The 23,009-nt window shown below is 38.7% G+C and carries 22 protein-coding genes; 4 read left to right on the plus strand and 18 right to left on the minus strand.

Annotated elements, in window-relative coordinates:
• Nucleotides 1-98 precede the first annotated feature (98 nt).
• The 8 genes from opp4A to J2Y67_RS16025 form a co-directional block, all read right to left on the minus strand.
• Entirely contained in the window at nucleotides 99-1,886 is a 1,788-nt protein-coding gene (gene opp4A / locus J2Y67_RS15990; RefSeq protein ID WP_310175745.1) for an oligopeptide ABC transporter substrate-binding protein, read from the minus strand.
• Nucleotides 1,887-1,905: 19 nt separating this feature from the next.
• Complete coding sequence (locus J2Y67_RS15995; protein ID WP_310175747.1) at nucleotides 1,906-2,814, minus strand: ABC transporter permease; 909 nt, start codon at nucleotides 2,812-2,814, stop codon at nucleotides 1,906-1,908.
• Between the two features lie 14 nt (nucleotides 2,815-2,828).
• Nucleotides 2,829-3,797, minus strand: coding sequence for an oligopeptide ABC transporter permease (opp4B, locus tag J2Y67_RS16000; protein WP_310175749.1), 969 nt, complete (start codon nucleotides 3,795-3,797; stop codon nucleotides 2,829-2,831).
• An 18-nt stretch (nucleotides 3,798-3,815) separates the two neighbouring features.
• On the minus strand, nucleotides 3,816-4,742 hold the full coding sequence (locus tag J2Y67_RS16005; protein WP_310175751.1) for an ABC transporter ATP-binding protein: 927 nt from the start codon (nucleotides 4,740-4,742) through the stop codon (nucleotides 3,816-3,818).
• On the minus strand, nucleotides 4,729-5,751 hold the full coding sequence (locus J2Y67_RS16010) for an ABC transporter ATP-binding protein (protein WP_310175753.1): 1,023 nt from the start codon (nucleotides 5,749-5,751) through the stop codon (nucleotides 4,729-4,731). Before J2Y67_RS16010 ends, J2Y67_RS16005 begins: the two co-directional genes overlap by 14 nt.
• 208 nt (nucleotides 5,752-5,959) lie before the next feature.
• A complete protein-coding gene (locus tag J2Y67_RS16015) occupies nucleotides 5,960-6,730 on the minus strand; it encodes a DUF2268 domain-containing putative Zn-dependent protease (RefSeq protein WP_310175755.1) in 771 nt (256 codons plus the stop codon).
• 1,374 nt (nucleotides 6,731-8,104) lie between these two features.
• Complete coding sequence (gene fabF / locus J2Y67_RS16020; RefSeq protein WP_310175757.1) at nucleotides 8,105-9,343, minus strand: beta-ketoacyl-ACP synthase II; 1,239 nt, start codon at nucleotides 9,341-9,343, stop codon at nucleotides 8,105-8,107.
• 77 nt (nucleotides 9,344-9,420) lie between these two features.
• Nucleotides 9,421-10,353, minus strand: a complete 933-nt coding sequence (locus J2Y67_RS16025) for a beta-ketoacyl-ACP synthase III (RefSeq protein ID WP_310175760.1) — start codon at nucleotides 10,351-10,353, stop codon at nucleotides 9,421-9,423.
• A 198-nt stretch (nucleotides 10,354-10,551) separates the two neighbouring features.
• Between J2Y67_RS16025 and J2Y67_RS16030 the strand changes: the two genes are divergently transcribed.
• Nucleotides 10,552-10,794: a hypothetical protein gene (locus tag J2Y67_RS16030; protein ID WP_310175762.1), complete on the plus strand. Its 243-nt coding sequence runs from the start codon at nucleotides 10,552-10,554 to the stop codon at nucleotides 10,792-10,794.
• Nucleotides 10,795-10,821: 27 nt separating this feature from the next.
• On the opposite strand, the gene J2Y67_RS16035 is transcribed toward J2Y67_RS16030, so the two are convergent.
• The 4 genes from J2Y67_RS16035 to J2Y67_RS16050 all read right to left on the minus strand — a co-directional run bounded on the left by J2Y67_RS16035 (nucleotide 10,822) and on the right by J2Y67_RS16050 (nucleotide 13,774).
• Entirely contained in the window at nucleotides 10,822-11,019 is a 198-nt protein-coding gene (locus tag J2Y67_RS16035; protein WP_310175821.1) for a ComZ family protein, read from the minus strand.
• Entirely contained in the window at nucleotides 11,015-11,980 is a 966-nt protein-coding gene (locus J2Y67_RS16040) for a BMP family ABC transporter substrate-binding protein (RefSeq protein ID WP_310175763.1), read from the minus strand. The genes J2Y67_RS16035 and J2Y67_RS16040 overlap by 5 nt, the downstream gene beginning before the upstream one ends.
• Nucleotides 11,981-12,124: 144 nt before the next feature.
• Nucleotides 12,125-12,973: a hypothetical protein gene (locus J2Y67_RS16045; RefSeq protein WP_310175765.1), complete on the minus strand. Its 849-nt coding sequence runs from the start codon at nucleotides 12,971-12,973 to the stop codon at nucleotides 12,125-12,127.
• A 78-nt stretch (nucleotides 12,974-13,051) separates the two neighbouring features.
• Entirely contained in the window at nucleotides 13,052-13,774 is a 723-nt protein-coding gene (locus J2Y67_RS16050) for a lipase family protein (protein ID WP_310175767.1), read from the minus strand.
• A 194-nt stretch (nucleotides 13,775-13,968) separates the two neighbouring features.
• Here J2Y67_RS16050 and J2Y67_RS16055 point away from each other — a divergent pair, with 194 nt between their 5' ends.
• A complete protein-coding gene (locus J2Y67_RS16055) occupies nucleotides 13,969-14,151 on the plus strand; it encodes a YjzD family protein (protein ID WP_310175823.1) in 183 nt (60 codons plus the stop codon).
• Between the two features lie 59 nt (nucleotides 14,152-14,210).
• Here J2Y67_RS16055 and clpB read toward each other — a convergent pair whose 3' ends face one another.
• On the minus strand, nucleotides 14,211-16,805 hold the full coding sequence (clpB, locus tag J2Y67_RS16060; RefSeq protein WP_310175769.1) for an ATP-dependent chaperone ClpB: 2,595 nt from the start codon (nucleotides 16,803-16,805) through the stop codon (nucleotides 14,211-14,213).
• 114 nt (nucleotides 16,806-16,919) lie between these two features.
• Nucleotides 16,920-17,099 carry a YjzC family protein gene (locus tag J2Y67_RS16065; RefSeq protein WP_310175771.1) on the minus strand — a complete coding sequence of 60 codons (180 nt, stop codon included), beginning with the start codon at nucleotides 17,097-17,099 and terminating at the stop codon, nucleotides 16,920-16,922.
• 276 nt (nucleotides 17,100-17,375) lie between these two features.
• On the opposite strand from J2Y67_RS16065, the gene J2Y67_RS16070 reads away from it, so the two are divergent.
• Complete coding sequence (locus J2Y67_RS16070) at nucleotides 17,376-18,068, plus strand: Crp/Fnr family transcriptional regulator (protein ID WP_310175773.1); 693 nt, start codon at nucleotides 17,376-17,378, stop codon at nucleotides 18,066-18,068.
• 26 nt (nucleotides 18,069-18,094) lie between these two features.
• Here J2Y67_RS16070 and J2Y67_RS16075 read toward each other — a convergent pair whose 3' ends face one another.
• From J2Y67_RS16075 to J2Y67_RS16085, 3 genes are all read right to left on the minus strand, one after another.
• Entirely contained in the window at nucleotides 18,095-18,820 is a 726-nt protein-coding gene (locus tag J2Y67_RS16075; RefSeq protein WP_310175775.1) for a YwiC-like family protein, read from the minus strand.
• Between the two features lie 163 nt (nucleotides 18,821-18,983).
• The gene (gene mobB, locus J2Y67_RS16080; RefSeq protein ID WP_396954090.1) at nucleotides 18,984-19,514 is read right to left on the minus strand and encodes a molybdopterin-guanine dinucleotide biosynthesis protein B; all 531 of its coding nucleotides are present in this window, start codon (nucleotides 19,512-19,514) and stop codon (nucleotides 18,984-18,986) included.
• Entirely contained in the window at nucleotides 19,502-20,767 is a 1,266-nt protein-coding gene (locus tag J2Y67_RS16085) for a molybdopterin molybdotransferase MoeA (RefSeq protein WP_310175779.1), read from the minus strand. The genes mobB and J2Y67_RS16085 overlap by 13 nt, the downstream gene beginning before the upstream one ends.
• Before the next feature lie 223 nt (nucleotides 20,768-20,990).
• On the opposite strand from J2Y67_RS16085, the gene ric reads away from it, so the two are divergent.
• Nucleotides 20,991-21,692 (plus strand): iron-sulfur cluster repair di-iron protein, encoded by a 702-nt coding sequence (gene ric, locus J2Y67_RS16090; protein ID WP_310175781.1) that lies wholly within the window; start codon nucleotides 20,991-20,993, stop codon nucleotides 21,690-21,692.
• Between the two features lie 36 nt (nucleotides 21,693-21,728).
• Here the strand turns inward: ric and moaA are convergent, their stop codons facing one another.
• Nucleotides 21,729-22,745, minus strand: a complete 1,017-nt coding sequence (gene moaA, locus J2Y67_RS16095) for a GTP 3',8-cyclase MoaA (protein WP_310175782.1) — start codon at nucleotides 22,743-22,745, stop codon at nucleotides 21,729-21,731.
• Nucleotides 22,746-23,009: the final 264 nt, after the last annotated feature.

Below are 23,009 nucleotides of genomic sequence, written 5' to 3' on the forward strand. Positions count from 1 at the left end.
CTCCATAATTAACTTTTATTACTAAAATCAAGCGATTCTCAATTTGGATTTTGTCAAAAAAAAGAGATGATCGACAAAGTCAATCATCTCTTTCTACATTATTCAGCTTCTGGCGTATCGCTTGTAACCCCAACTTGAGCCCAAACATATGGATCTGAATTATAATTAGCCTTTAAGGACGCTACACGATTGTTTACCGCAGATATCGTCGACCGGAATAGCGTTGGAATAACAGGCATTTCATCATTCATATAGTCTTGCCACTCATCATAAACCTTTTTACGATAGTCATGGTCGAAGGCTTTTGGAGAATGGCCGTCAGCTAATAACTGGTCATTTTTCTCACTTACAAAACGTGAATAGTTAAATGGTACATCACTGCCGTATAAACCGTAAGGGTCAACGTCTGTACCCGTTCCCCATGCTGCAGCGAAAACATCCACTTTCTTGTTATCTTCTTCGACCATTTTGTAGAATGAGTTGAATTCAGCCAAGCGTCCATCAACTAGCGAAGCATCCAGCCCGACATTTTTCCAGCTTTGGATATAGAATTTTGCAAGCGGTTCAGCAATGTCACCGCCACTCATAGATAAGAAATTAATCTGGAATTTCTTGCCGTTTGGATCTTCACGAAGACCGTCTTTATCAATATCCTTATAGCCTGCTTCATCCAATAATTTCTTCGCTTTTTCCGAATCATATCCAATCGCATTGGCATCTTTATTATACCAGCTTGGGAAGGATGGTGGAATTAACGAGGTTGCCGGGAAACGCAGGCCATTGTAAATCTTATCCCCGACGGCTTTGTTGTCCAAAGCATAGGCCATCGCTTGGCGTACACGCTTGTCTTTGAATTTAGGATTATCCATTACGTTGACGCCTTTTTTCGCATCCCAGTGCCCCAGTTTAAATCCGATGTAGTTGTATGCTAAATCAATTTGACCGATAAATTGGAAGTTCTTCGATCCTTTTGCAGCCTTGTATTGATCTACAGGGTATTCAGCAACATCGACTTCACCTTTTTTAAGCGATTGAAGAATTACTTTTGGGTTGACAACTTTTAAAATAACCGTTTTTAATTTTGGTTTTCCGCCGAAATAATCATCATTACGTTCAAACTCAACGGATTCACCCGGAATAATCTTTTTAATTTTGTAAGGACCAAATCCAATTGGTGTTTTGTGAATTTTATCGGATTTTGCCAAGTCTTTAATTGGAATATCGCCTATGTAATGCTTTGGCATCGCATATGACCACAACCCGGTTAATAACGATGGATTGGCTTCCTTAAAGGTTATCGACAAGGTTTTGTCATCGATAATTTTGATCCCTGAGATATTTTTGGCTTTGCCTTCATGGTACTCTTTCATGCCGACAATACTTTGAATTAATGCATCGCCATAACGTACACCCGTGTAATCCTTGTTCCCGATTACTAGAAAAGAATATTCATAGTCCTGTGCTATGACTGGTTTTCCATCAGACCAATTGACATTGTCTTTAATTTTTACCGTAATCGTTTTATTGTTATTGGAGAGTTCATAGGTTGCGGCACCGTCATTTGTAAATTCATAGTCTTTATTTGTCGTGAACAGCGGCAGATCAAAGAATTGTAATACTTCGGAATCTGGCTGGCCACTATAGTACGCATAGTTTAAAGTACCCTCAAATGGTGTGTCGGAAACTAATGCGTAAGTCAGAGAACCATCCTTAATCTCTTTTTTGTCATTTTTCACGACGTTCGGGAATTGCCCGATGTTTTCTTCTGCCTTCTCATTTGACGCGGTAGGTTTTTTGCTGCCCCCGGTAGAATTCGAGCATGCGGATAAAAGCAAGCCCAAGACAACCAGAAGACTGAAAAACTTATAAAAATGCTTTTTCTTCATCCTTCTTTTTCCCCCTTTTTTATCCTAATCTTTGTCTTGCATCAGCCGCGCGTTTTAGCGCTTGGCCAATGTAATTTATACACAACATCATCACTAAAATCAGCAATGATGCAGGTAACCAAATCCACCATTTATTTTCCAGAACATCGGGGTTGGTTGCATAACTAACAAGCGTTCCCAAGCTTGGTGTACTTTCCGGGAGACCAAATCCCAAATAGGTTAAGCCGGATTCAATCCCAATATTTCCTGCCAGATTTAACGTTAAATTTACAATAATAATAGAACTTAAATTCGGCAGCACTTCCCGGAAAATAATTTTCCAATCAGGCGTTCCCAATGTTTTAGAGGCATTTACATAATCAAGCTCCCTTTCAGCAAGGGTTTTGGACCTGATGAGTCTTGCTTTGCCTGTCCATAAGAATAAACTCATAATCAAGATAAATGTAAACACATTATATGTTGGAGCAATGGAGACAAAAACAATAACCAGCATTAAGGTTGGGAGAATAAGAAAAAAGTCAATTACACGCATGAGGACATTATCAACCTTGCCCCCGAAATAACCCGAACATAATCCAATACAAAGTCCGATACATCCGGTTAATAACGTAATGCATAAACCAATAGTAAAAGAGTTTTTAGCCCCAATAATAAGCTGCCCCAATACATCCCTTCCGCCATAGTCTGTTCCTAACCAATGCTCTGAAGACGGTGGTGAATAAATAGATAACAAATCGACTGTTACAATTTTTTCTTGATCTAATAAAAGCGATGCACCGTAAACAACAATTAAGATAAGCCCTAATAAGATCAGGGAACCTAATGCAAGTTTATCTTTTACGATTTCCCGCCACAAAATGGAGAAAGCGCCATTCTTCGGCTTTTTTATCACATTTTGCTGCTTCGGATTAACGATTTCGGCTTTCATTTTGGACCCTCCATTTATTCAATTCTGATTCGCGGATCAACTGCACTTAAAATAATATCTGAAACCAAAGTTCCCACTAGCGTGGCTAAGCCAGATATCATGACAAGCGCGGTGACAACGCTAAAATCCCGTTGCATGATGGAGGAGAGGAACAATTGTCCAATCCCTGGATATCCATAAATGGATTCCAAAAACACAGAACCGCCTATTAAATAAACAATTTCATAACCTAGAAAAGCCGCAATCGGAAGGAGTGAATTTCTAAAAATATGACGCGTATAGACTTTGGATTCACTGACTCCTTTTGCTCTCGCCGTTTTAACAAAATCCTTTATTTTTGTATCAATAATTTCATTACGTAAATATTGAATCGTAACGGTTGTACTTACAATAGCGCCCGAAAACGCCGGCAAAACGAGATGGTTAAATTTACTCATGTAATAGGCAAACGTTCCATCTTCCACTCGGATGTCAACACTTCCGCTCGTAGGAAACCATCCGAGTACAAACCCAAAAATATATAATACTAATAATGCAAAAATGAAAAGGGGTGTAGCATACGTTAAATAGTTATAGCCAACGATCATTTTATCCGCTAAAGAATCTGTCCATCTTCCAGCAATGATTCCTAATGGAATGGAAATAAGATAACTTAAAATCAAAATGGCAAATCCTAAAAGGATTGTATTTCCCATTTTACCAGCAAGGAGGTGGGTTACCGATGTTTGATGCATAACGGACAACCCTAAATCTCCATGAAGCAATCCCTTAATCCATCTTCCATATTGAATATAATAGGGATCAAATAATCCTAATTTCTGTTTTAGTTCATGGATCGTAACAGCATCCATTTTTGGATTACTTGCTAATTGTCCGGTTAGAGCATCACCAGGCATTGCTTTCGCCAACAAAAAGATCAGAATGCTTAAAATAAATAACTGAGGGATCATAACCAGGATTCTGCGTAAAATAAATTTCAACATTTATATAAACACCCCTCCCTATGGCAGTGCAACTGAATGAGATTCAGATATAGATTTAAGACTATAAACTCTACCATCAGCATTAAAAAATTTATTGTAAGAATCTTTGTATTCCTCATTTATCTCTTTTCTAATTTTAATTTGCTTTTCTCTATTTTCAGGGTTTATTTCCGGGATTGCCGAAATAAGTCTCTTTGTATAGATATGATGTGGATTCGTATAAATGTCCTTACTTGTTCCCTCCTCAACAAATTGTCCCCGATACATAATGCCAATCCGGTCACACATATGTTGAATAATCCCTAAATCATGACTAATAAATAAATAGGTTAAATTAAACTCTTTCTGAATATCCTGCATAAAATTTAAAACTTGTGCTTGAACGGACACATCCAAAGCTGACACAGGTTCATCGGCAATGATTAATTTTGGTCTTAACGTCAGGGCCCTGGCAATCCCAATCCGCTGTCTTTGGCCCCCTGAAAACTCATGTGGATATTTATAAATAGATTCCGGATTTAAACCAACCTTTTCTATGTAATATTGAACTTTTAGTCTCTCTTCTAAAGGCGTGAGCTTTTCAAAATTTCTGAGCGGCTCGGCAACGATATCCAACACCCGTTTCCTTGGATTTAACGATGAATAAGGGTCTTGAAAAATCATTTGAATATCTTGACGGTAATTATGAAAGTTACGTCGGCTTAGTTTCAATAGATCCTGGCCTTCAAAAAAAACTTCTCCTGAGGTAGCCTTTATTAGTCCTATAAGGGTTCGCCCAGTCGTTGTCTTACCGCAGCCCGATTCTCCAACGAGTCCATATGTTTCCCCTTGTTTTAATTCAAAGCTGATATTGTCGACAGCCTTTACATGACTAACCACTCTTTTGAAAAAACCGCCACGAATCGGATAATAGACTTTTAGATTATTGACCTTAAGTAATGACATAGTTCATGTCTCCCATGTTTTTTTCTGGAAAGTGAAAGTTTTTATAGCAAGTGCATCGCACAAAATGATTAGGTTCAACTTCTCGTAACAACGGACTCTCTTCATGTTCATGAACATCTATCCAATCAATCCGGTCTTTAAAGCGGCATCCGGTCCTTGGCAATTTTTGCAATGAAGGAACAATACCTTGAATGACATGCAATCTTCCCTTAGATGCTGTAGCGGATGGAATGGAATTAAATAATGACCTTGTGTACGGGTGCAGAGGATTTCTGAATAGGGTATTCACATCAGCCATTTCAACAATTTCTCCTGCATACATGACTGCAACGCGGTCAGCCATTTCAGCAACGACTCCAAGATCATGAGTAATAAGAATAATCCCTGCTTTTGTCTGTTTTTGCAGTTCTTTCAGTAAATCCATTATTTGGGCTTGGATTGTAACATCTAACGCGGTAGTCGGCTCATCCGCTATTACAAGCTGCGGATCACAAGCAATTGCAATCGCAATTACGACACGCTGTCGCATTCCACCGGATAATTCATGAGGATATTGTTTGTAGGTTTGCTCTGGATTCGGAATCCCTACTTTTTTTAAGAGTTCAAATGCTTTTCTTTGCCTTTCGGATCCGGATAAATTTGTATGAAAGCTCATACTTTCTTCAATTTGTTTTCCGCATGTCATCAGTGGATTAAGGGCGGTCAGCGGATCTTGAAAAATCATTCCGATTTCCTTGCCCCGAATTTTATTTAGTTCTGATGTTTGAAGTGATAATAGGTTTTTCCCTTTAAAATTCACATTGCCTTCTTGTTTTGTTCTTTCCTTTTGGTGTAACCCCATGATGGACAAAGCCAATGCGCTTTTTCCACATCCTGATTCTCCTACAATTGCCACTACCTCATTTTCATTTACTGTTAATGAGACATTATCTACAGCGGCAAAGTAAGCGTTTTCAATCCGAAATGAGGTTCGAAGGTTCTTTAGGTGTAACAGTGGATGATTAACCAAAGTGGAGACCCCCTAAACGATATCATTCTATAAAAATCCCTATCTTGAAATCACCAAAATTTCAAGTAATAACATAATCTGTTTAATTTTGTATGTAAATAAAATTTTATTACAGAATTATTTCAATTGCAATACTTTTGGGAAAATTGTTATTTTTCACTTAAGCCAAATTGAAAAATGCCTGACATATCAGGCTCTTTTTCTTAATCTATTCTATAAATTTGGAAGAAGGGATTGTAAAAGATTGTTTTGTAGAATAGTGATGACTTTCGTAATACTCCTCGACAATTTGATAACCAGCAGCATATCCCAGTAGTTTAGGAATCCTTCCTCCTCCATATAACAGCTGGTCGTGGACCCTTTCATTTTTTTTACGATCAAGCTGATCATTTAAATACCTTTTCCAAAGGCCTTTTATTTCTTGATCTGTATACATGTGACACCAATTGGCTGTATAATTTCTCCCGCAATTTTTTAATACAGCATATTCAGCCAGTCCTTCAATAATGATCGAATCCAATAAGGTATATTGATTCATTTTCTTATTTAGTTTACTTAATCTGCAGACATGGTGGTATTCGTGTACAAATAAAGCTTCTAATTCCTTTGAGTCATCCAAAGGAGAGAGAAATAGAAACATTTTATCCGGATAAGAAACACCTGATTTGTTTTTTTCCATCCGAAAGAAAAATCCTCCCGATTGAGCGATTGGAAAGAGAAAAATTGGAATATTCGGACCTGACCATTTTTTTTGGTAATGTTGAAAAAGTTTCTCTACTTGATTCCATATGTTTTCTTTTATCATGATGTCAAATATAAATTTTGAGCTTCTTGAGGGTTTATACATTCCAAAGCTGACTAATTGTTGATAGATTTCATTCGCCGTGTACCCCTTAAAATAGGGCAGCAGTTTCTCGCAAATCTTCGTTGGGCGGTCAAACTCCTCTTCAAGCCATTGATTTGTTCGTACGATTCCCATTCCCTCACTCCACTTTTTCAAGTAACTCCCTAAAACAGTTTATGATTGGGTAAAGTTAAAGGTTCGATAGAAATAAAAAATCAATGGGCACGGGCACTATCTCGGGCTTATAGTGCCCGTTCTCCAATATAATCAATGGGCACGGGCACTATCTCGGGCTTATAGTGCCCGTTCTCCTATAAAATCAATAGTCACGGGCACTATCGCGGGCTCATAGTGCCCGTTCTCCTATAAAATCAATGATCACTGGCACTATCTCGGGCTCATAGTGCCCGTTCTTATATAAAATCAATGATCACGGGCACTATCTCGGGCTTATAGTGCCCGTTCTCCTATATAATCAATGGTCACGGACATTATCGCGGGCTTATAGTGCCTGTTCTTGTATATAATCAATGGTCACGGGCACTATCTCGGGCTTATAGTGCCCGTTCTCCTATATAATCAATGGTCACGGGCACTATCGCGGGCTTATAGTGCCCGTTCTCCTATATAATCAATGGTCACGGACATTATCGCGGGCTTATAGTGCCTGTTCTTGTATATAATCAATGGGCACGGGCACTATCTCGGGCTTATAGTGCCCGTTCTCCTATATAATCAATGGTCACGGGCACTATCGCGGGCTCATAGTGCCCGTTCTTGTATATAATCAATGGGCACGGGCACTATCTCGGGCCTATAGTGCCCGTTCTTGTATATAATCAATGGGCACGGGCACTATCGCGGGCTCATAGTGCCCGTTCTGCTAAAAAATCAATGGGCACAGGCACTATCTCGGGCTCATAGTGCCCGTTCTTGTATATAATCAATGGGCACGGGCACTATCTCGGGCTCATAGTGCCCGTTCTCCTATATAATCAATGGGCACGGGCACTATCTCGGGCTCATAGTGCCCGTTCTTGTATAAAATCAATGGGCACGGGCACTATCGCGGGCTCATAGTGCCCGTTCTCCTATAAAATCAATGATCACGGGCACTATCTCGGGCTCATAGTGCCCGTTCTCCTATAAAATCAATGGTCACAGGCACTATCACGGGACTATAGTGCCCGTTCTCCTATAAAATCAATGGTCACAGGCACTATCGCGGGCTCATAGTGCCCGTTCTCCTGAGAAAAGCGCAAGCACCTTGGTCAGCCCCGACAAGCTCTGGAGGCCCCGACAAGCTCTGGAGGCCCCGACAAGCTCTGGAGGCCCAGCCGATGAAGTCGTTCTTTGACTTCATCGGCTGGGCCGAAGTGACCTAGGAAAAAAGCAGTTCATTTTTTCCTTATAGGAGCTAGGCGCTGGAGCTGGACAATTCTCGAAGTCGAAATTTCTTTCTTATCTAAAGAGAAAGGACTAAGCATATGCCCAGTCCTTTAATCGTATTTATTCATATTTTTTAAAAACAATCGTTGCATTGTGTCCGCCAAAACCAAGTGAGTTACTCATGGCCACTTTAATTTCTTGTGGACGGGCTTTATTTACAACATAATCCAAATCACATTCCGGATCAGAAGTTTCGTAATTAATTGTTGGTGGGAGTACGCTGTCCTTTATTGCTAATACGGTAAAGATTGCCTCCACTCCACCGGCCGCTCCAAGAAGATGCCCTGTCATGGATTTAGTTGAACTCATTGCCAGTTTATAGGCATGTTCGCCAAAAACTTCTTTAACCGCTAATGTTTCAAACTTATCATTGTATTCGGTACTTGTTCCATGGGCATTAATATAATCCATATCCTCTGGTTTCAGCCCGCCATCGGAAATAGCCATTTTCATTGCTCGTGCTCCACCTTCACCGCCAGGAGCCGGGGCAGTAATATGATAAGCATCCCCTGTTGCACCATAGCCAATAATTTCAGCATAGATTTTTGCACCGCGTGCCAAGGCATGTTCTAATTCTTCAAGCACAACGATACCTGCGCCTTCCCCAATCACAAATCCGTCGCGGTTTTTATCGAATGGTCTGCTTGCGGTTTGCGGATCCGGATTTGTTGAAAGTGCAGTGTTAGCACAGAAGCCGGCAACCGACATTTTCGTAATCGGTGCTTCTGCTCCGCCTGAAACCATGACATCGGCATCGCCGCGCTGGATTACTTTAAAAGCATCCCCAATAGAATTGGTACCTGTTGCACAGGCGGTTACTGAACAGTTATTAAATCCTCTAGCACCAAGTGTAATTGAAACTTGGCCTGTAGCCATATCAGGAATCAACATCGGCACAAAGAATGGACTAACTCTTCGGTACCCTCTTTTTTGAAAAATTTCATACTGCTCTTCAAATGTTTCCATACCGCCAATTCCTGAACCAATCCAGACACCCACTCGATGGGAAATTTCCTCGTTGATGGTCAAATTAGCATCCTTAACAGCCATTATTGCCGAAGCAACCGCATATTGGGTAAAACGGTCCATTTTTCTGGCATCTTTTCTATCCATAAAGACTTCAGGATTAAAATCATTAATTTGAGCAGCTACCTTCGCCGGATATTCATCTGCATTTACTCGTGTTAATGGACCAATTCCTGATTTTCCATCAATAATATTTTTCCATGTGGTTTCAACATCCAAGCCAAGAGGCGTAACCGCTCCAACCCCTGTAACCACAACCCTACGCTTTTCCATGAATTACAGCTCCTTTTCTATCTTCCCTAAACTAATTTGTTCTATTTTCATTCTAACCCCGATTGCTTATAGCTATCTTATCTTCCCCAACGGATCGCGATGGCTCCCCATGTTAATCCGCCGCCAAATCCAACCATTACAAGCACATCATCATCTTTAATTTTTCCTGCTTCCAATTCCTCAACAATGGAAATCGGAATCGATGCCGATGAAGTATTTCCATATTTTTGGACTGTTTTTGACATTTTCTCAGCCGGAAGCTCTAACCTCTGTCTAGAAGCCTCCATGATACGAATATTGGCTTGATGTGGAATAAGAAGATCCACATCATCGTTTGTTAATCCGGCCTTATTCAGCACATTTACGCAACTTTCGCCCATTTGGCGAACAGCAAATTTAAACACTTCTCGTCCGTTCATAATGATATATTCATCCTGATAAAGATGTTTTGCACCTGTTCCATCTGCTCCAAGTTCAAAAGCAAGGATCCCTCTATCGCCGGAAACCGGTCCGATAATGGCGGCACCTGCGCCATCACCGAATAAAACAGCTGTATTACGGTCGTTCCAATCGGTAATTTTCGAAAGTTTTTCTACTCCTACAACCAGAATATGTTTATAAACCCCTGTTTCAATAAACTGTGCTCCAGTTATAATTCCATACATAAAGCCGGCACAAGCTGCACTTATATCCATTGCCGCCGCTTTTTTTGCTCCTAATCTTTCCTGAAGCAGGCAGGCAATGGATGGAAATGGATGATCAGGTGTAACGGTAGCAACTAAAATTAAATCGATATCCATTGGTGTAATTCCTGCATTTTTAATAGCCGATTCTGCTGCAGCAAAAGCCATATCTGATGTATTTGTATTATCGTCGGCAATTCGGCGTTCTTCAATACCAGTCCGCGTGCGAATCCATTCATCAGAAGTATCCATTACTTTTTCTAAATCAGCATTTGTGACAATTTTTTCAGGCAAATATCTGCCCATTCCAATAATACCGGCTTTCATTACAGCCATCTCCTTTTATAAGGTAATCCCTTTTTAATAATAATTGATATCAAATATTATGACTTGGTACTAATTTTATCAAATAAAACCTATTTTAAGCAACTGGAAATTACACAGTCAGCATCCGCTATTGTCCATACCCTTTATTTATTTAAACATATTCTAAATTATAAACCATTTTAAAGGGGGTTTTTTCAAATGGCTGAAAACCTTCAGGAAGATGTTATGGACCGTGGAAATTTGTTTGATCAATTCATGTTTGGAACTGGTCAAAGGGGGCAAGAACCATTTCAACCGCCGGAAACAAATTATCCTCCAAACTATATCGATTATGGCGAATTAATCGTCCATCTTGATACTTTAGTAGAGTCAGCAAGAAATTTAAAACCGCTTTTTGAAAAGGTATATCCTTTTATCGAGCAATTCTGGAAAAAGAAATAAGCTGCCTTTGGTTTGGCAGCTGATTTTTCATTCCTGGCCTAATTCCTTTCTACCCTCTTCCCAACCGAGCTCATAGGCCTCTTGCATAACCTTAGTAAATAAATTCATGAAGGGCTGTACTAAATCCATTGATAATTCTACTCCAGCTTTATCTAATTGGTCTTTTGCTTCTGGTAAGTATTTCAACGCAATCTGCATAAATTGTAAAGATTTATCCTGATTAATCATATGTATCTCCTTCTTTTGGCAGTTTTCCTGTTTGTTTATATTTTTCAATTTGCTTGTTCATTTTTTGTCTAAATTCTTTGTCCACTAATGGGCTGTATTTACCTAATGTAATCACATTATCTTGGAAGTCAAATGAAAGATTACCGGATTTTAAATGATTTTCATTGTATTGTTTTGCCACCAATTCGTATAATTTATCTACTTGTTGAATGGTGCTTGTTAATACCGTATTCTCACCCAAATCAGATTGATCTGATACATAGCCGATAACATTTAATCCATGTTCCTTTACATTTTCAATCACTGGAACATTGAACCCATCTCCAGCCGGATAAACGACATCCACTCCTTTTTTCAGCATATAATCGACCAGCTCGTTTGCTTTTTTCACATCATCCCAATTCCCAACATATTCAATGTCGACATGTGTATTTTTATTTTCAGCTAAAGCCCCCTGATAAAAGCCCTCTACCTCAGGCTGCCATTCATAGGCTGCAAGTATACCTACATTATGCCTTTTTGACATATGTGCAGCAACCATACCACCAAAGAAACCCATCGCGTACGCTTTAAAAGTCAAGCTGGTCGTATTCTTATTTTTTGCGTCACCATTAAAGCTGACAAAATGAATCTTTGGGTAATCTTTGGATATATCATTAAAATATTCAGCGTATTCAGAACCATGTCCAAAAATTAAGTTTACCCCTTTTTGGCTAAATTCCTTAACAGCTCGTTTCACCACTGCTTCAGAATTCATCCCTTCCTTATAATAAACATCCACATTAAATTTGGATTGAATTCGGAGCATCCCTTTAAAACCTTTTGTCCCCCACACTTGGTCATTGACTGTTTCGGGAACTAACAGCCCAACTTTCTGTAACTTGCCTGTAGATTTTGTTCCACTACAAGCACTAAGTAAAAAAAAGCATAAAAGAATGATCCCGAAACGGTTTAGCATTCAATGCATCTCCTTCTAATAGCGCCAGACCTCTAACACGTTTCACAACACCATTTTAACCACTTATATTCTAACCCCTCTGAAATAAAATGAAAAGATAAATTTCCTCTATATCCAGTATCTGTTAATCATTTTTAATTAATCTCACAGAATATTAGAATATAACTGTTGAATATGCTCCATCTGTTTTGATAAGGAATCCTCGATCGGTGTAACACTTTTAACTGGTACCTTTACAATTTGTCGATTTCCCACCATTTTTTCACGGAATTCCGAATCTAGTTGGTTCCCATCAAGTTGTAAATATTTAGCACACAATTTCCAATAATCCTTTTTGCCGCTTTCAAATAAATAACTGCCGGGCTTTTTGCTTTCGATTATTTCCAACATGGTTTCAAGGGCATCATCAATAAACAGGGCGTCAGTCCTATCTTCCCGCTCCCCTTGAACCTGAACACTTCTGTTCAGACTGGTTAAAATTTTTCTTTGAAAAAGAAAGGTTTCCGGCTGCCATGTACCGTAAAGAGTAGGTAAGTAAAATAATTGCACTTCCTCAGCAGGCAGATTCGCTTTCTTTAAAAAGTCCGTGAAAATATTTAAAGTATTCGAGAATTTAGACCTGGTAACCAATTGGCTGGGCAGGAGAAAAATGATTAAATCTTTTCTTTCCTGTTCATTCAGGTATTTCAGAACGGGATTTGTTACGGATTCATTTTCCAAAATTTTCTCTTTATGAAGCATATAGAGGTCATAAAATGAAAAAATAACGTTCGTTTTTGACGTTGGCTGATCATTTCCTTCTTCCCAATCTGTTAATGAATACTCAATAAAATTAGCATTTCTACCTACTTCCAGCCTTTTTTCATCTAGATAAGGTTCCTTCTGATTCATATCTAGAATAACCCCATTAACCTCTACCCCATTATTTAGCAATGCCTTGCAGAAATGAAAGCTAACGAAATCAAATACATTAAAAATGACTGCCTTGTCCATAAAATCTTCCTCCCTAAAATTACCTTATTGAATCCTATGCAAAGAATAAGGAATTATTTCATTTAGGGAGGAGGTGAATTAAAGGAATATTTCATATCGCTTGAAAAACTTTATAAACATTTTACCCAGCTGTTGTTTTTTTTCAGGAACAACGTAACTGGGGCTAATTTCCGTTTGGCTGACAATTTGCTGGATAAGCTTTGATTGATGATAAGATTTTCCTCCGGACATTACATGAATGATTTTTACTGGAATGCCAAAATCAAGTTTAATTGCACTATCTAATTGGAGAAGTTCACTTTCAAGAATTTTATGATCCTTTTTATAGGCTTCCTCTAATTCCCTCATCAATTTTTTATAGAAAAATTTATGCTCCTTCTCTTGTTCGAGATGATGCTTTAAGGAAAGAATCGGATTTAAGAGGGCCACTGACCTGAGATGCCCCTTCATTTTCTCCATTAACTTTATTGCCACAAGGGCCCCCATGCCTTCTGCTAAAATATGAATCTTGTCATTCAAAATTTCATGGCGAATGACATATTGGTATAATCTTTCGGCGAGCTCCACCGCTTCGTCACTGCCCCAATTTCGGCCATACAGATTTGAGGAAAAAATGGTGTACCCAGATTCTTTTAATTGATTGATAATCGTAAGCTTTCCTTCATTCTGACCCCAGAAGCTTTTACTTTCATCCACAAAATGCCTTTCATCACCGATTACTAATATCCCGAAACCTGTAGGTCTTTCAGGGTAATGGATGATATTCCACTCGGTATCCAACTGAAAATTCCGGTTCTCCATCGTTATATCCCCTTTTACATAATCCCTCACCATATTGTATGTTGCTTCACATAAGTTGAAAGGGGGGTTTGCCCAATTTGCAGGGTATTCAGCGTATTTTTTAGCCCATAATGGAAAAAGCGAAAATAGCGTTTATTAATTTATTATGCTATGGTAATATTAAACGAGATGAAAAATTTTTAGAGGTGAATTTTGTGCGATATTTTTGGACTTTTTTCTGGGCATTTTTATTAGTTGAGATGTTAACCTATGTTGTCAGCTCGATGACTGGATCTGCTTTTAATTTTCAACTCGGTGCAATCTTAGGAGTAATTGTAACCATTTTAGTTTATGTTATTTCTGCATTGATTCCGAACGAGCCTGCTCAAAAACATTAAACATTAGTAAAGGTCATCCTTTTTTAAGGATGACCTTTTTTTTGTACGTAATCTACGCTTTATTGAATGGATATTTCTATTTCCCCATTTTCACAAGCCACAATTACTTTCGAGTGATCGCGAACTTTTCCCGCAATGATCGCTCTAGCAAGCTTTGTCTCAATACTTCTCTGGATATACCGCCTTAATGGTCTTGCTCCAAAAACAGGATCAAACCCATTTTCGGCAATAAACTCTTTTGCCCCTTCACTTACAGAAATTTCAATATGTTGATCCTTTAAACGATTCTCTAGTTCATTCATCATTTTCACTACAATCGTTTTGATTTCACTTAATGATAATGGTTTAAAAAGAATGGTTTCATCAATTCTATTTAAAAACTCCGGTCTGAAATGGGTTCTTAATTGATTAAATACCTTATCTCTGGTAGTTTCGCTAATTTCCATCTCATTTCCACTGCCCTCAAGCAAATACTGTGAACCAAGATTGGATGTCATAATCATAACTGTATTTTTAAAATCTACAGTACGCCCTTGTGAGTCGGTAATTCGTCCATCATCGAGAGCCTGCAATAAAATATTAAAAACTTCCGGATGTGCTTTTTCAATTTCATCTAGCAGGATGACGGAATAAGGTCTTCTTCGAACGGCTTCAGTTAACTGGCCACCTTCTTCATATCCTACATAACCAGGAGGAGCACCGATTAGCCTTGAAACCGAAAACTTCTCCATATATTCCGACATATCAATTCGAATGATTTGTTCCTCACTATCAAAGAGAGCCTCGGCTAAAGCCTTCGCTAATTCCGTTTTTCCGACGCCGGTAGGTCCTAAAAAAAGGAATGAACCTATTGGGCGATTCGGATCTTTAATCCCTGCCCGAGCCCGAAGTACAGCATCTGAAACCAATTGTACTGCCTCATCTTGACCAATAACCCGCTCATGTAATAGATCTTCGAGCTTTAATAGTTTTTCCCTTTCTCCCTCAACCAGCTTTGATAATGGGATTCCGGTCCATCTTGAAACGATATTTGAAATCTCTTCCCCCGTTACTTCTTCCCTTAAAAGTTTGTCACTCTTTTCAGCTGTTGCTTCTAACTCTTTTAATTCTTTCTCCGCTGATGGAATCAGCCCATGGCGAAGTTCTGCAGCCCTGTTTAAATCATAACGGTCCTCAGCCTGTTGGAGTTCCCGGCGAAGTTTTTCAATTTGTTCCCGCTTCTCCTGAAGTCGCTGGATACTTTGCTTTTCGAGGAGCCATTTTGCTTTCATCGCATCCGCTTGTTCCTTTAGTTCCGCTAACTCTTTTAAAAGAGTTTCCAGTCTCTGTTTGCTTGCTTCATCCTGTTCCTTTCTTAATGCAGCCTCTTCAATTTCTAACTGCATGACCCTGCGGGTAACTTCATCCAATTCTGTTGGCATCGAGTCGATTTCCGTTCGAATCAGTGCGCAGGCCTCATCTACCAAATCAATCGCCTTATCCGGTAAAAATCGGTCCGTTATATAGCGATCCGATAATGTTGCCGCAGCTACAAGGGCATGATCATGGATTTTCACACCATGATGCACCTCAAATCGTTCTTTTAATCCCCTTAAAATCGAGATTGTATCTTCGACATCAGGCTCTTGAACAAGAACCTGCTGAAATCTTCTTTCGAGAGCAGGATCTTTTTCGATATATTTACGGTGTTCATCAAGTGTGGTCGCCCCAATACAATGCAGTTCCCCGCGGGCAAGCATTGGTTTAAGCATATTGCCTGCATCCATTGCTCCCTCCGTTTTACCGGCACCGACAATGGTATGGATTTCGTCAATGAACAAAAGAATTTGTCCTTCACTTTTTTTTACTTCATTTAAGACTGCTTTCAGTCTTTCCTCAAATTCTCCTCTGAATTTTGCACCAGCAATTAAAGCGCTCATATCCAATGAGAAAATGGTTTTATCCTTTAGTCCTTCCGGAACATCTTTTCTAACAATCCTTTGTGCCAACCCTTCAACGATTGCCGTTTTCCCTACTCCAGGCTCTCCAATCAAAACAGGGTTATTTTTCGTCTTCCTTGATAAAATTCGGATTACATGACGAATTTCAGCATCCCTGCCTATTACCGGATCCGTTTTCCCCGCTTTTACTTCCGCTACTAAGTCTCTGCCGTATTTCTTTAAGGCATCGTACCCTGCTTCAGGATTTTGTGAAGTCACTCTTTGGTTCCCCCTTATTTCTTTAATTGCCTGCATCATATCTTCTGGTGTTTTACCAAATGCTTTTATCATTTTTTTAAAGCTGCTTTCATTGGAAAAGGCAGCAGCCAGCATGATATGTTCCACAGATAAATATTCATCTGAAAATTTGGCAGCAAATTCTTCTGCTTCTGCAAAGAGCCTTTGCAATAATGCCGTAATAAAAAGTTTCCCTTGTTCTGTGCCTCCTCCGGTAACCTGTGGTTTCTTTGTTAATTCTTCTTGGAACTTTTCCTGTACCCGATCAGGATGCAATCCAATCTTGTCCATAATCGAAACAGCCAGACTGTCTTCCTGATTCATAAGTGCTATAAATAAATGAGGTTCATCCACCTCTTGATGATGTTGTTTTATGGCAATGGTTTGTGCATTTAGTAATCCTTTTTGCAATCGTTCTGTCATTTGGTTTAAGTCCATACTTCCACCTCATTTGACCATTTTTGACCTTTATTTATATTATATCTTGTTTTATAAAAAAGACAAATTTTGCACAAGAGAAAAGTCATCCATTAAGGATGACTCAGCTTTGCTTTATGGTTTACGCTGATAGGTCCAATGGCGGTTGTCATTGGATGTTTCAGGGAATGCATCTCCCGCTTTTAGCTTAATCTGTTTGGGATTTACAACATTATCTCCCGTTTCTCCAACCTCAATATATACGCCATTGTTTGGCGCCTTTTGTCCTGATTTAAAATGGCGATTTTGTCCCATCCGAATCCCTCCTTATCGAGTACAATATTATTATTTCCAAATATAACGCAGCCATTAAAGGAATTTCTTTCAAACACTTACCATTTTCCGACAATATTTCCTAAGCAATATGCGGCAAAATTTTTAGTTTATGACGATTGTATGAATTTATTCCACATTTATTGCGAAATTTTCTTTGTTAACAATATAATTATAGTAATATCTTGTAATAAGACATGACTTTATTTATTCAATCAAAATTGCGATTCGGTTCGCTCCTGATAAGGTGGTTATGTTATGCAGTCATTAAATGAAGTTCCCTTAAAGCTAACCGAACTTTCAAATGCGGTTTCCCATGTTCGTAAAATAGAAAAAGGTTCTTTTCTTTTCCAAGAAGGTTCTGCCGCCAATGAACTATACATGATCAAAAGCGGGATCGTACAATTAACGAAAATTATTCCTGATGGACGTGAACTTACCTTAAGAATGTGTTCAAAAGGAGATTTGGTTGGTGAACTCGATTTATTTACACCTGCCCCAGTATACCTATTAAGTGCACGTGTCATAGAAAGTGGAGAAGTGGCAGTAATTATGAAGGATGTTCTGGAAGAAAAACTTTCGGTAAATCTTCCGCTTTCTTTGGAATTCATGAAATGGATGAGCCGGCAATACCGGAAAACACAGACAAAATTCCGCGACCTCGTTCTTCATGGTAAAAAAGGTGCCTTATATTCCACCCTTATAAGGATAACAAATAGTTACGGAATGAAAACGAGTGATGGGATTTTAATTGAATTACAGTTAACAAATCAGGACCTTGCCAATTTCTGTGGTACATCCCGTGAAGTGGTAAATCGTTTACTCAGCGACTTGCGAAAAAATGGAATCATTTCGGTAAATAAAGGTTCGATTACTGTCCATGATCTTAATTTTTTAAAGACAGAAATCGATTGTGAGGATTGTCCTATAGATATATGTAAAATAGACTAAAAAAATCGGTCAACTAGACCGATTTTTTATTTTAAAATCATCAATTGGATGGTCATGATCATAAAAAAGATTGCCGAATTGATGATTTCATATATACCGATTTGTTTCGGTGATAATGGTTTTCCATAAAAAAGAATAGAGCGAATAAGGCTCGGTATATAGGCAATCGCCGTAATCCATAACCCTGATAGGACCCAAGCTGCAGGAATTATAACATGATAAGCCCATGATATCCATTTAAAGTGCCTATTTCGTTTTTCCCGAATCATTGTTTTTACATAAAACGTACAGCCAACAAAAAATAAAACAGATGCTAAAAAGAGCAAGATGGCATGAGCCGTTATCACCCCTTGTCCCAAATAACTGGTAGCTATACCGGCAATGGAAAAGGCAAAAATAGCACTTAAATCATTCATTAATGCCCTGTCTTTATTTTTCGCAGAAAAAATAGCATTAATGATAAAAAACGGAACCATTAAAAGACCGAAATTAACGATCGAAGGCCTTTTAATCAGCGGAAACAGCAATAGTAAAATAGCTGGAACCATGTAATAAAGTGTCCATTTCGTATAAAAAGGAAGCTTCTTCCTTTTAAATAATAGAAGCATCGGGTATGTCCCTAAATACAATAATATCCATCCAATAAAAAAGGGAATGACCTGCCATAAGAATCCCCCATTTATCACTCCCAGCCAAAATGGAATGATGATCATCGCCCATGCACCGTGTTGTTTAGGTAAAAATAGCTTCATTTCGTTCACTCCTATTTCCCTGGCTTATCCTAAATATAAAATAGAAAATCAAGAAAATATGTGAAACATATCACAGATTTACTGAGAATATTGTGAAGAAATTTTCACCTTTACCAAGGGCGAAGGGATGAATATATTTGGTATGGAGAAGGGAAAAGGAGGCTCAGGCCTCCTTTTTTGTTAGGTATTCAGCAATTTTATTAATAGCTGTTTGATCGTGAATGTTATAAAGTAATGGTCCTACTGATTTTTCCAAAATAGGCTTGAGATTTTCATCCCAATATAGAATTATTTCTACATTTTTTACCGTTTCTAATAACGAAAGATCTGCTTTATCCTTAAGAATCAAAAGCTTTGGAAAATCCTTTTGCTTATGCCCTTCAATTAAGATAACATCCGGGAATAAATTTTTTAAAAGCTCAATTTGCTCTTCAAGAGTTGTCTCTGTTTTTTCCACCTGAAGAAGCAATCGCCCCTCTCCTTCGACAATGGAAGCAAGTGCTCCGGCAACGATATGCCTCGAAGAATCCTTTTGAGGGAACAAATTGGGCTTTCCGCCATGGCCATGATGTTTAATCGTAACTACTTTTAGTCCAAGTTTGTTTAAGGCTTCTATTAGCTTTCCCGTCACCGTTGTCTTGCCGCTGTTTTGATAGCCAACTACCTGAAAGACAACTGGCTTTACCAAGGCCACTCACTTCCAGAATGGTCTTCTAACAAAAGGACCTCCACGATATTCCCTACCTCAAAACCTCGTGTACCGCCCGGCAATACCATTAAAGAATTAGCACCAGCAAGACTCGTCACGATATTGGACTTATCCCTCCCGCTAGGAGATACAGTCAGCCTGCCTTCATTTATTTGCACAGTACTCCGCACAAATCTGGTAAAAGGATTTGGTTTAGGGAAATTCGCAAGGAGTTCAGCCTTTTCTTTTCTTAGATGCGGATGATTTGCAAACAGCATCTTACGAATAATGGGTCTTGTAAATAATTCAAAGCCTACATAACAAGCTGAAGGATTTCCCGAGAGTCCAAATAGAATTTTATCATGGAACTTAGCGACCGTTGTCACACTTCCAGGTCTCATGGCTACCTTATTAAATAACACCTCAGCCCCTAATTTTTGATAGATTTCTGGAAGATAATCAAAATCTCCCACTGAAACTCCACCAGTTGTGATGAGTAAATTGACTTTATCTAAAGCATTTTTCACTGCTTCGAAGCATGTATCAAAATCATCCGGGAGCTTGCCATAATAGTGAACAGAGCCTCCAGCTCTTTCAATTTGGGCGGCAATCATATATGCATTGCTATTGCGGATTTTTCCTGGTTCTAATGGTTCATTTACCTCTAAAAGCTCCGTTCCTGTTGCAAACAATCCGATCATTGGTTTTTTTGCGACCGGAACCTCACTATAACCAAATGTGGCGAGGATGGCTTGTACACCAGGATTTATGTATGTCCCTTTTTTTACTAGGGTTTCTCCTGTCTTTGTATCTTCCCCTCGAAATGACACATTATCTCCCTTATTAAGCTTGCGCTTAATGGACATATAGGGTTTACCATTCTTTTCGTAGCTATTTGCCAGTTCAAGCATGACAACAGCGTCAGCCCCATCAGGCATCATCGCGCCTGTCATAATTCGAACTGCTTGAAACTCGTTCACTATTTGGCCGGATACCTGGCCCGCTCCAATATGATCAATGACTTCAAACTCTACAGATTGGTCTAGCGAAGCGTTTTTTGTATCAATGGAACGCACTGCGAAGCCATCATATGGTGACCTGTCAAAGTGTGGGACATCATTAGTGGCAATGATATTTTCTGCTAAAATACGACCATAACTCTCTTCTATCGAGACATATTCTGTCACACCAGCAAGTTGGTTTTCCATTATTCTTTTTACCGCATCCCCTACTGGAATCGGGTTTCTTCTTTCTAACAAAAGAATCAGCTCCTGCCTTTAATCAATGAAATTCATTATAGACGATTGTATTATTAGACTATCGAAACTGTCTGAACATCGCAACTATCACGCTTCCTATCATGCTCCTATTTTAAACATAAATATCATATGAATTGTGTGATATTAGTCACCCAGTTTTACTTCATAATCGATTATGCTAATAACAAGTAAGAAACTTTTCACTATTTAAGGAGGAAATATTATGACCATTCCATTTACTTCAGATACATTAGTTAAAGATATTGTAAACGAATTACCTAAAACAAGTGATGTCTTCAAAAAAAATCGGATTGATTTTTGCTGCGGCGGGAATATTCCATTATCACAAGCTGCTGCACAAAACAACCTCAATATGGACAATTTAATCGAAGAATTAAAAGAGGTTTATGAAAAAAGCGAACCGGCTGATACAGATTTAGAAGTATGGACGAATTCTGAATCCAATACCATTATTGATCATGTGATTGCCGCGTACCATCGTGTAACGGAAGAAGAATTAACACAACTTAGCCCTTATGTGACAAAGGTATCACGCGTACATGGTGACAACCATCCAGAGCTGTTAAAGGTAAATGAGCTTTTTTATGAATTTAAAAAAGAAATGATTGAACATATGGCGAAAGAAGAAGAAATTGTTTTCCCATTAATTAGACAGCTTGCAGATAATACCGTTCCTAATCGTGAAGAAGCTATCGCCATGATTGTAGAGCTTGAAAAAGAACATGACCATGCCGGGGAAATTTTAAGACAAATCCGCGCGGTAACAGCTGATTTTGAACTTCCACTAGATGCTTGCGGAACTTATCGATTAGTGTACAAGCGTTTGGAGGATATGGAAGGATTAACCTTCATGCATGTACACCTTGAAAATAACATTTTATTCCCACGCTATATTGAAGATTAATAAAATGGCCTGCTTCCTTAGAAGCAGGCTTTCTTATTATCCACCAATATAAGACATTTCAATTTTCTTCCGGTTCTTATTGGATTCAGCCATTCTTTCGTCAGAGTAACGATCATCGCGACCATTCCAAATCTCTGTAATCCTCTTCGTTAGTTCCTCGTCCGTAGCACCATTTCTCATGATATTCCGAAGATCATGACCGTTTCCATTAAATAAACAGGTAAATATTTGGCCATTTGCTGATAAACGTGCACGGGTGCAGCTTGAACAGAAAGACTCAGAAACGGAAGAAATAAAACCAACATTTACATCCGTATCTTTATACCGGTAAAGTTTAGCCACCTCACCAAAATAAGCAGGGTTCACCGGCTCCAGATCATGTTGTTCCTTTAACATTTCATAAATCTGTTTTTTCGTTATGACATCATCCATCTTCCAACCGTTCGTTGAACCAACATCCATAAATTCAATAAACCGGAGCTCCAGTTCATTTTTCTTGCAGAAATCCGCCATCGGAATGATTTCTGAATCATTCAGTCCTTTTTTCACTACCATATTGATTTTCACGCCTAATCCTACCTGTTTCGCCGCTTCGATTCCTTCTAAAACAGGTTTGGTTCCAATATTCCGTCCGTTTATTTTTCCGAACAATTCATCATTCAGGCTGTCAAGACTGACATTTACCCGTTTAAGACCAGCCTGCTTTAATTTTTCAGCAAATTTCTTTAGCATGACACCGTTTGTGGTTAACCCAATATCCTTAAGGCCGTCTATTTTAGAAAGTTTGCTAACTAAAAGCGGTAAATCCCTTCTTAACAGCGGTTCTCCGCCGGTTAACCGGATTTTTTCCACTCCTAACTGTACAAAAATCTTTGCTAGCCGCTCAATTTCCTCATATGTTAATAAAGCACTTTTTGGTAAAAAGACGAAATCCGGTCCAAATTGGTCAGCCGGCATGCAATACTGGCAGCGGAAATTACATCGATCAATAATAGAAATCCGCAAATCATGTAAGGGCCGATTAAATTTATCTTTAATAATGGTATTTTCCATTTGTATCAACTCCATTATTTTTAAAAACCATAAATTTATTAAAGTTTGACGAAAGCACTATTACCTACTAGTTAACTCATTATTTATCATAACAGAAGATGGATAAGGAACAAACGAATCTTTTTGGAAAGACCATCGTACAAGCATTTCAATTTTTGTAAAAAAACATGCTCAGTTTTCACTATATTGTCATTGTTTACTTCTTCCTTTTACAAAGACCTGAGGTAAAATGTTTATAACAATACAAAATGACCTAGTGAAAAA

Source organism: Neobacillus niacini (genome assembly GCF_031456445.1).
GTDB lineage: Bacteria > Bacillota > Bacilli > Bacillales > Cytobacillaceae > Neobacillus > Neobacillus niacini_I.

What these genes read in the sequence shown, in the direction of transcription:
- opp4A (WP_310175745.1), bottom strand. Translation starts at nt 1,886, where the DNA reads ATGAAGAAAAAGCATTTTTATAAGTTTTTCAGTCTTCTGGTTGTCTTG.
- J2Y67_RS15995 (WP_310175747.1), bottom strand. Translation starts at nt 2,814, where the DNA reads ATGAAAGCCGAAATCGTTAATCCGAAGCAGCAAAATGTGATAAAAAAG.
- opp4B (WP_310175749.1), bottom strand. Translation starts at nt 3,797, where the DNA reads ATGTTGAAATTTATTTTACGCAGAATCCTGGTTATGATCCCTCAGTTA.
- J2Y67_RS16005 (WP_310175751.1), bottom strand. Translation starts at nt 4,742, where the DNA reads ATGTCATTACTTAAGGTCAATAATCTAAAAGTCTATTATCCGATTCGT.
- J2Y67_RS16015 (WP_310175755.1), bottom strand. Translation starts at nt 6,730, where the DNA reads ATGGGAATCGTACGAACAAATCAATGGCTTGAAGAGGAGTTTGACCGC.
- fabF (WP_310175757.1), bottom strand. Translation starts at nt 9,343, where the DNA reads ATGGAAAAGCGTAGGGTTGTGGTTACAGGGGTTGGAGCGGTTACGCCT.
- J2Y67_RS16025 (WP_310175760.1), bottom strand. Translation starts at nt 10,353, where the DNA reads ATGAAAGCCGGTATTATTGGAATGGGCAGATATTTGCCTGAAAAAATT.
- J2Y67_RS16030 (WP_310175762.1), top strand. Translation starts at nt 10,552, where the DNA reads ATGGCTGAAAACCTTCAGGAAGATGTTATGGACCGTGGAAATTTGTTT.
- J2Y67_RS16040 (WP_310175763.1), bottom strand. Translation starts at nt 11,980, where the DNA reads ATGCTAAACCGTTTCGGGATCATTCTTTTATGCTTTTTTTTACTTAGT.
- J2Y67_RS16045 (WP_310175765.1), bottom strand. Translation starts at nt 12,973, where the DNA reads ATGGACAAGGCAGTCATTTTTAATGTATTTGATTTCGTTAGCTTTCAT.
- J2Y67_RS16050 (WP_310175767.1), bottom strand. Translation starts at nt 13,774, where the DNA reads ATGGAGAACCGGAATTTTCAGTTGGATACCGAGTGGAATATCATCCAT.
- clpB (WP_310175769.1), bottom strand. Translation starts at nt 16,805, where the DNA reads ATGGACTTAAACCAAATGACAGAACGATTGCAAAAAGGATTACTAAAT.
- J2Y67_RS16065 (WP_310175771.1), bottom strand. Translation starts at nt 17,099, where the DNA reads ATGGGACAAAATCGCCATTTTAAATCAGGACAAAAGGCGCCAAACAAT.
- J2Y67_RS16070 (WP_310175773.1), top strand. Translation starts at nt 17,376, where the DNA reads ATGCAGTCATTAAATGAAGTTCCCTTAAAGCTAACCGAACTTTCAAAT.
- J2Y67_RS16075 (WP_310175775.1), bottom strand. Translation starts at nt 18,820, where the DNA reads ATGAAGCTATTTTTACCTAAACAACACGGTGCATGGGCGATGATCATC.
- ric (WP_310175781.1), top strand. Translation starts at nt 20,991, where the DNA reads ATGACCATTCCATTTACTTCAGATACATTAGTTAAAGATATTGTAAAC.
- moaA (WP_310175782.1), bottom strand. Translation starts at nt 22,745, where the DNA reads ATGGAAAATACCATTATTAAAGATAAATTTAATCGGCCCTTACATGAT.